The organism is Aeromonas sp. ZOR0002, assembly GCF_963866995.1.
Taxonomy (GTDB): domain Bacteria; phylum Pseudomonadota; class Gammaproteobacteria; order Enterobacterales; family Aeromonadaceae; genus Aeromonas; species Aeromonas caviae.
In genome coordinates, this window is sequence record NZ_CAWMFQ010000100.1 from 1 (window position 1) to 5,310 (window position 5,310).

4 protein-coding genes and 1 pseudogene are annotated in these 5,310 nt (G+C 66.1%); 1 reads left to right on the forward strand and 4 read right to left on the reverse strand.

Going from position 1 to position 5,310, the window contains the following annotated elements; translation table 11 throughout:
• Positions 1–379, reverse strand: a 379-nt coding sequence (locus AACR77_RS05885) for a YbhB/YbcL family Raf kinase inhibitor-like protein (protein ID WP_042880304.1), incomplete at its 3' end; no start/stop codon positions are given.
• 178 nt (positions 380–557) lie between these two features.
• A complete protein-coding gene (locus AACR77_RS05890; RefSeq protein WP_042880306.1) occupies positions 558–1,814 on the reverse strand; it encodes an adenylosuccinate synthetase in 1,257 nt (418 codons plus the stop codon).
• A gap of 190 nt (positions 1,815–2,004) precedes the next feature.
• On the opposite strand from AACR77_RS05890, the gene AACR77_RS05895 reads away from it, so the two are divergent.
• A complete protein-coding gene (locus AACR77_RS05895) occupies positions 2,005–2,907 on the forward strand; it encodes a LysR family transcriptional regulator (RefSeq protein WP_041212603.1) in 903 nt (300 codons plus the stop codon).
• 63 nt (positions 2,908–2,970) lie between these two features.
• On the opposite strand, the gene AACR77_RS05900 is transcribed toward AACR77_RS05895, so the two are convergent.
• Complete coding sequence (locus tag AACR77_RS05900; RefSeq protein WP_052224784.1) at positions 2,971–4,326, reverse strand: TAXI family TRAP transporter solute-binding subunit; 1,356 nt, start codon at positions 4,324–4,326, stop codon at positions 2,971–2,973.
• Positions 4,327–4,474: 148 nt separating this feature from the next.
• A pseudogene (locus AACR77_RS05905) lies at positions 4,475–5,302 on the reverse strand (MalY/PatB family protein); the annotation flags it as partial.
• Positions 5,303–5,310 lie beyond the last annotated feature (8 nt).

Consider the following 5,310-nt stretch of genomic DNA (forward strand, 5'->3'; position numbering starts at 1 on the left):
CGGGCGGGCAGGGGCCGCCATAACCCTGGGTACCGTAGTCGGTGCCAAGCTCCAGCCCCTGTTTGATCTTGCCGGAGGCATTGCTCGGCAGCTCGCTCTGGCTGGCCGGCAGGTTCACCACCAGCCAGTGCCACCAGCCGCTGCCGGTGGGGGCGTCCGGGTCATAGGCGGTGATGGCGACGCTCTGGGTGCCGGCGGGCAGGCTCTGCCAGCTCAACTGGGGGGAGCGGTTCTCGCCGCTGCAACCAAAGCCGTTGAAGCTGAAGACCTTGTCCATGGGTTCACCCTCGCGGATGTCGGTACTCTTGAGGGTCATGGCACCGGCGGGCAGGGCCGCGAGGCAGAACAGGGGCAGCAGCGGGATAATGGGGGATCTCATGATGGGCACTCCTTTGTGTGAATATGGCATTCACTCTAAGGGGGCTGGCTCAAAACAGAGTGCCCGTATGGCTCAAATTATGCCATGGAGACGGCTTTTGTGAGCTGTTCGGGGCTTTTGAGGGGCATAAAAAAAACCGGCATCCTGGGATGCCGGTTTTTGGGAGAGGCGAGGGGCCTTAGCGCAGGATCATCTCGTCACGGCCCGGGCCGACGGAGACCATGGGCACCGGCACGCCCAGCAGGGCTTCGATGCGCAGCACATAGTCCTGGGCAGCCTTGGGCAGCTCGGCGAAGGTGCGGCAGGCGCTGATGTCTTCGCTCCAGCTCTCCATCTTCTCGTAGACGGGGGTGAGGGCGGCGGTCTGCGGCCAGATCGGGTTCTCGGTGTGGGCACCTTCGTAGGCCACGCAGATCTTCAGATCCGGCAGACCGGTCAGGCAGTCCAGCTTGGTCAGGGCCACTTCGGTGGCAGCCTGCAGCTCGACGCCGTTCTTGGTGGCGACGGCATCGAAGTAACCCACGTCACGGGGACGGCCGGTGGTGGCGCCGAACTCGTTGGTGATCTTGCGGAACTCGTCCTGGTTCTCCATGGCGGTCAGCAGGGTGCCGGTACCGACGGAGGAGCTGAAGGCCTTGGCCACGGCGATGACGCGCTCCGGGCGCAGACCCGGCAGACCGCCACCGATGCCGGCGTAGGCGCCGGAAACGTGGGAGGAGGTGACCCAGGGGTATTCGCCGTAGATGAGATCACGACCGGCGCCCAGCTGGGCTTCGAACAGCAGGGTCTTGCCTTCGGCTTGCAGTGCCTTGAGGGGCATGCTGACGTTGCAGACGGCGTCCAGCCAGGGAGCAGACACTTCCAGCAGCCAGTCGGCCATCTCCTGGGCGGTCTGGGTGAATTCGAAGTCCGGATAGAGAGCCTTCATCTGCGGCAGTTTCCAGTCCAGCATGAACTGGATGCGCTCCACCAGCACGTCCGGCTGTTTCAGCCAGCCCACCAGGATCGCCTTTTTCATGACCCGATCACCGTAAGCCGGGGCGATGCCCTGACGGGTGGAGCCGTATGCGCCGTCACCCAGGCGTTGCTCTTCCAGGGTGTCTTCCAGCGCGTGCAGCGGCAGGCAGAGGGTGGCACGGTCAGAGATGGCGAGCTTGGGAATGACGCCGGAGGCCTTGACCTCTTCCAGCTCGACGGTGAGCTTCTCGGGGCTGATCACCATGCCGGGGCCCAGCACGACCAGGCAATCCGGGTTGAAGACGCCGCTCGGCACCTGGTGCAGCTTGAAGGTGCCCAGATCGTTGACCACGGTGTGGCCGGCGTTGTTGCCGCCCTGGAAACGAATACTGGCGCCAGCCTGGCCTGCCAGATAATCGACGATGCGGCCTTTGCCTTCATCACCCCAGTTAGCACCTACGACTACGATAGACGACATGACTCTTTCTCCTAAGACGTTAGGCGTCCATCCTAGGAGCCCCGTGAGGATTAGAAAAATTAATTATCTTTATAATTCCGATAAGGAAGCCATATAATTCCGGTGCAATTATCGACACCGCGCTCCCTTGCGTGGTGCCCGTGCCCTGGCGGCGCTGGCCTTGCCATCGACCCGGGAGAAGAGGAACCCCATGCTGGACATTCACTGGCTGCACACCTTCGTCACCCTGGCCCGGTTGCAGCACTTCGGCCAGACGGCCACCGAACTGCACATGACGCAACCCAATGTGAGCCTGCACCTCAAGAACCTGGAGCAGGCGACCCGGGTCAAGCTGGTGGAGCGCAGCCCGTTCCGCCTGACCCAGGCGGGGGAGCGGCTGCTGCAAAGCGCCGAGCGCGCCATCAACGAGTTGCAGCTCTGCCAGTCCGATCTCAATGCCCTGAGCCAGTTGAGCCAGGGGACGCTCGCCATCGCCGCCAGCGACATCATCTCGCGCCTGCTGCTCATCCAGCCGTTCCAGCGCTTCAAGCAGGCCTTCCCCGGCATCGACCTCACCCTGTTCAACACCACCTCGGATCAGGCGGCGGATCTGGTGCGGGCGGGCAAGGCGGATCTGGGCTTCGTGATGGCACAAAAGCGCAGCGAGCCGCTCTTCTACACCGAGTTGCAGCAGGTGACCTGGTGTGCCCTGGGGCACGGCCTGGCCCGCTGGCAGGCGCGGGCCAGCTCGGGGGAGAGCGATCCTCTGGACGAGCCGACCCTGATCCTGCTGGGGCACGACACCCGGACCCGGGCATTGATCGACCCCTCCCTGCCCCTGCTCGGCCTGCCGAGCTGCCGCATCATGGAGGTGGGGAGCGTGGATGCCCAGCTCGACTGGGCCGAGGCGGGCTTTGGCGTCGCCATCGTGCCGGATTTCTCCCTTCACCCCAGGCTCAAGCTGACCGCCCCGGTGACCCGGCTCACCGATTTTCCCGGTACCAGCCTGGGGTACGTGGTGCGCCAGAACCAGGTGCTGTCGCGGGCCATCAAGCAGCTGCTGCACTGGGTGGAGGAGGAGATCCAGAATCCGGCGCTGCTGCTGGCGCCGTGACAGGCCAGGCGCCCGTTCCCCATAACAAAGAGGCCACCCCTGGGGTGGCCTCTTTGTTGGTGTTCATTGCCCGGCGGGGGCTGTGGTCTCCACCGCATGGCTGGGTGGGCTGGCCGGCATGGCCTCCGGTGATGGCGCCTCCAGCGGCGTTGCCGCCGAGGCGGGTGCCTCAGGCGGGCTCAGGGGATGGCCTGGCGCCAGGGTTGCGCTGCCCGGTGTGGGCGGCTCGGGCAGGGCCGGGGCCTGGTTGGTGGAGGCCGCCTCCGAACTGGTTGAGAGGGTCGCCGCGGCCGGCTGCTCCGGCAAGGTGTCGGACCCCTCCAGTGGCGCGGTGCCTTCCAGGGGGTCTGTCCCATCGGTCGGTGTGGCCGCGCTGCTCGCCGGGGGCAAGGTTGGCAGGGCGCCCGAGGTGGCCACGGCACCGGATGCCGTGAGGGTGTCCGCCGGGAGGGTGGGCACGGCATCCAGCATGCCGGGATGGAGCAGGGCGATGCTGCCCGCCTGCATGCCTTCCCAGGTGAGGGTGGTCAGTGCCGGATGCAGCCGGGTGAACTGCTTGAGCCGCTCGTTCAGCACGTCCCGCAGGGTACGCACCTCGCTTTCGGGCAGGCTGGCCAGCGCCACCAGTTCGGCGGTGACGGCGAAGGTATTGACGCCGCTTGTCTGCCCCGGATAGAGGTTGGCGCCGATGCGGCTGCGATCATAGTAGGGGTGCTGCTTGAGCAGCTTGTCCACCTGTTCCCCCTCGATGGGAATGAGGCGGGCCTGACAGCGGCCGGTGAGATCGCCGATGGCCTGATTGGGGTGACCGGCGACCACGAAGGCAGCATCCAGGGTGCCGTCACAGAGCCCCTCCAGCCGGTTGCCCGGGGAGATCACGGGCGGGCGGCTGAAGTCGGCGATCCGCCACCCCATGGCATCGAGCAGGGCCCGGCTGGTGACCCTGTCCCCGGAGTTGGGGGCGCCGACATCGACCCGCTTGCCCTTGATGTCGGCCAGGGTGGTGATGTTGCTGGTGGCGCTGGCAATCAGGGTCAGGGACTCCTTGTGGAGCCGCAAGAGGCTGCGCAGCTGATCGTCCGGGGCTTGGCCCGCGAAGGGGCCGCTGCCGTGCACCGCATGGTAGAGCACATCCGACTGCATCAGGGCGAGCTGTACCTCTCCCTTGGCGAGCGCCGCCAGATTGGCGATGGAGCCCGAGGTACTCTGCACCGTGCAGTGCAGGCCGTGGCGGGCACTCTCCTCGTTGAGCAGGCGGCAGATAGCGCCTCCTGTCGGGTAGTAGACGCCGTTGAGGGCTCCCGTGCCAATGGTGACATAGGCGGGGGAGGCGAAGAGGGAGGGCGCCAGCACGGCCGCGAGCCAGGGCAGGGCGGTACGTGACAGACGCAACAGGGCAGAGAAGGCGAATGGGCGCATAGTGGACCGAAACCGTGGCTGAACATAAGGAGGAGGCGGGCTCATCCGGTGATGAGCCTCATCTTATCCGCATCAGACGGGAAGCTGAACGGATTTTACCGCTTTTGCGCGCATCGGGCGGCCTGGGGCCGCCGCCCGGGACGGTTCGCTAGCGGGTCTGGAGAATGGCTTTCTCCATGCGGGCCAGGGCCTCGGTGAGACGGGCCCGGGTGCAGCCAAAGTTGAGCCGCACGAACTGGCCGTTGCCGAACTGGGCACCGGGGGAGAGACCCACGCCCGCCTGTTCGAAGAAGGCGACGGGATCGTCCAGGCCCAGGGCGCTCATGTCGATCCAGGCGAGGTAGGTTGCCTGGTTGCGGGCCAGCTTGACGCCGGGCCAGCGGGCCACGGCCTGCTCGATCAGGGCCAGGTTGCCGGTCAGGTAGTCGAGCTGTTCATTCAGCCACTGCTCGCCCCCCTCATAGGCCGCCTCGGCCGCCACGAACCCCAGCAGATTGACGTCGGCGCTGATGCCGCGCATTGCCTGTTGCAGCTTGAGCCGCAGGCGGGCATTGGGGATCACGGCGAAGGAGCAGCACAGGCCCGCGATGTTGAAGGTCTTGCTCGGCGCCATCATGACGGCGGAGCGCTCGGCCGCCTCCGGGCTCAGGGCACCATAGGGGATGTGGCGGGCATCTTTGTCCAGCAGCAGATCGCAGTGGATTTCGTCGGAGCAGATCACCAGGTTGTGGCGCTCGGCGATGGCGTCGATGGCCAGCAGCTCTTCCCGGGTGAAGACGGTGCCACCCGGGTTGTGGGGGTTGCACAGCAGCAGCAGATCCGCCGAGGGGGCCTGACGCTCAAGCTCTTCGAGATCCAGCACCCAGCGGCCTTCTTCCTCCACCACGGGGACGGTGAGCAGGGGGCGGTCATTGAAGCCCGGCGCCTGCAGGAAGGGGTAGTAGACCGGCTTGGGGGGGATGATGCCGCGCCCGTGTTACTGTG

What these genes read in the sequence shown, in the direction of transcription:
- AACR77_RS05890 (WP_042880306.1), bottom strand. Translation starts at nt 1,814, where the DNA reads ATGTCGTCTATCGTAGTCGTAGGTGCTAACTGGGGTGATGAAGGCAAA.
- AACR77_RS05895 (WP_041212603.1), top strand. Translation starts at nt 2,005, where the DNA reads ATGCTGGACATTCACTGGCTGCACACCTTCGTCACCCTGGCCCGGTTG.
- AACR77_RS05900 (WP_052224784.1), bottom strand. Translation starts at nt 4,326, where the DNA reads ATGCGCCCATTCGCCTTCTCTGCCCTGTTGCGTCTGTCACGTACCGCC.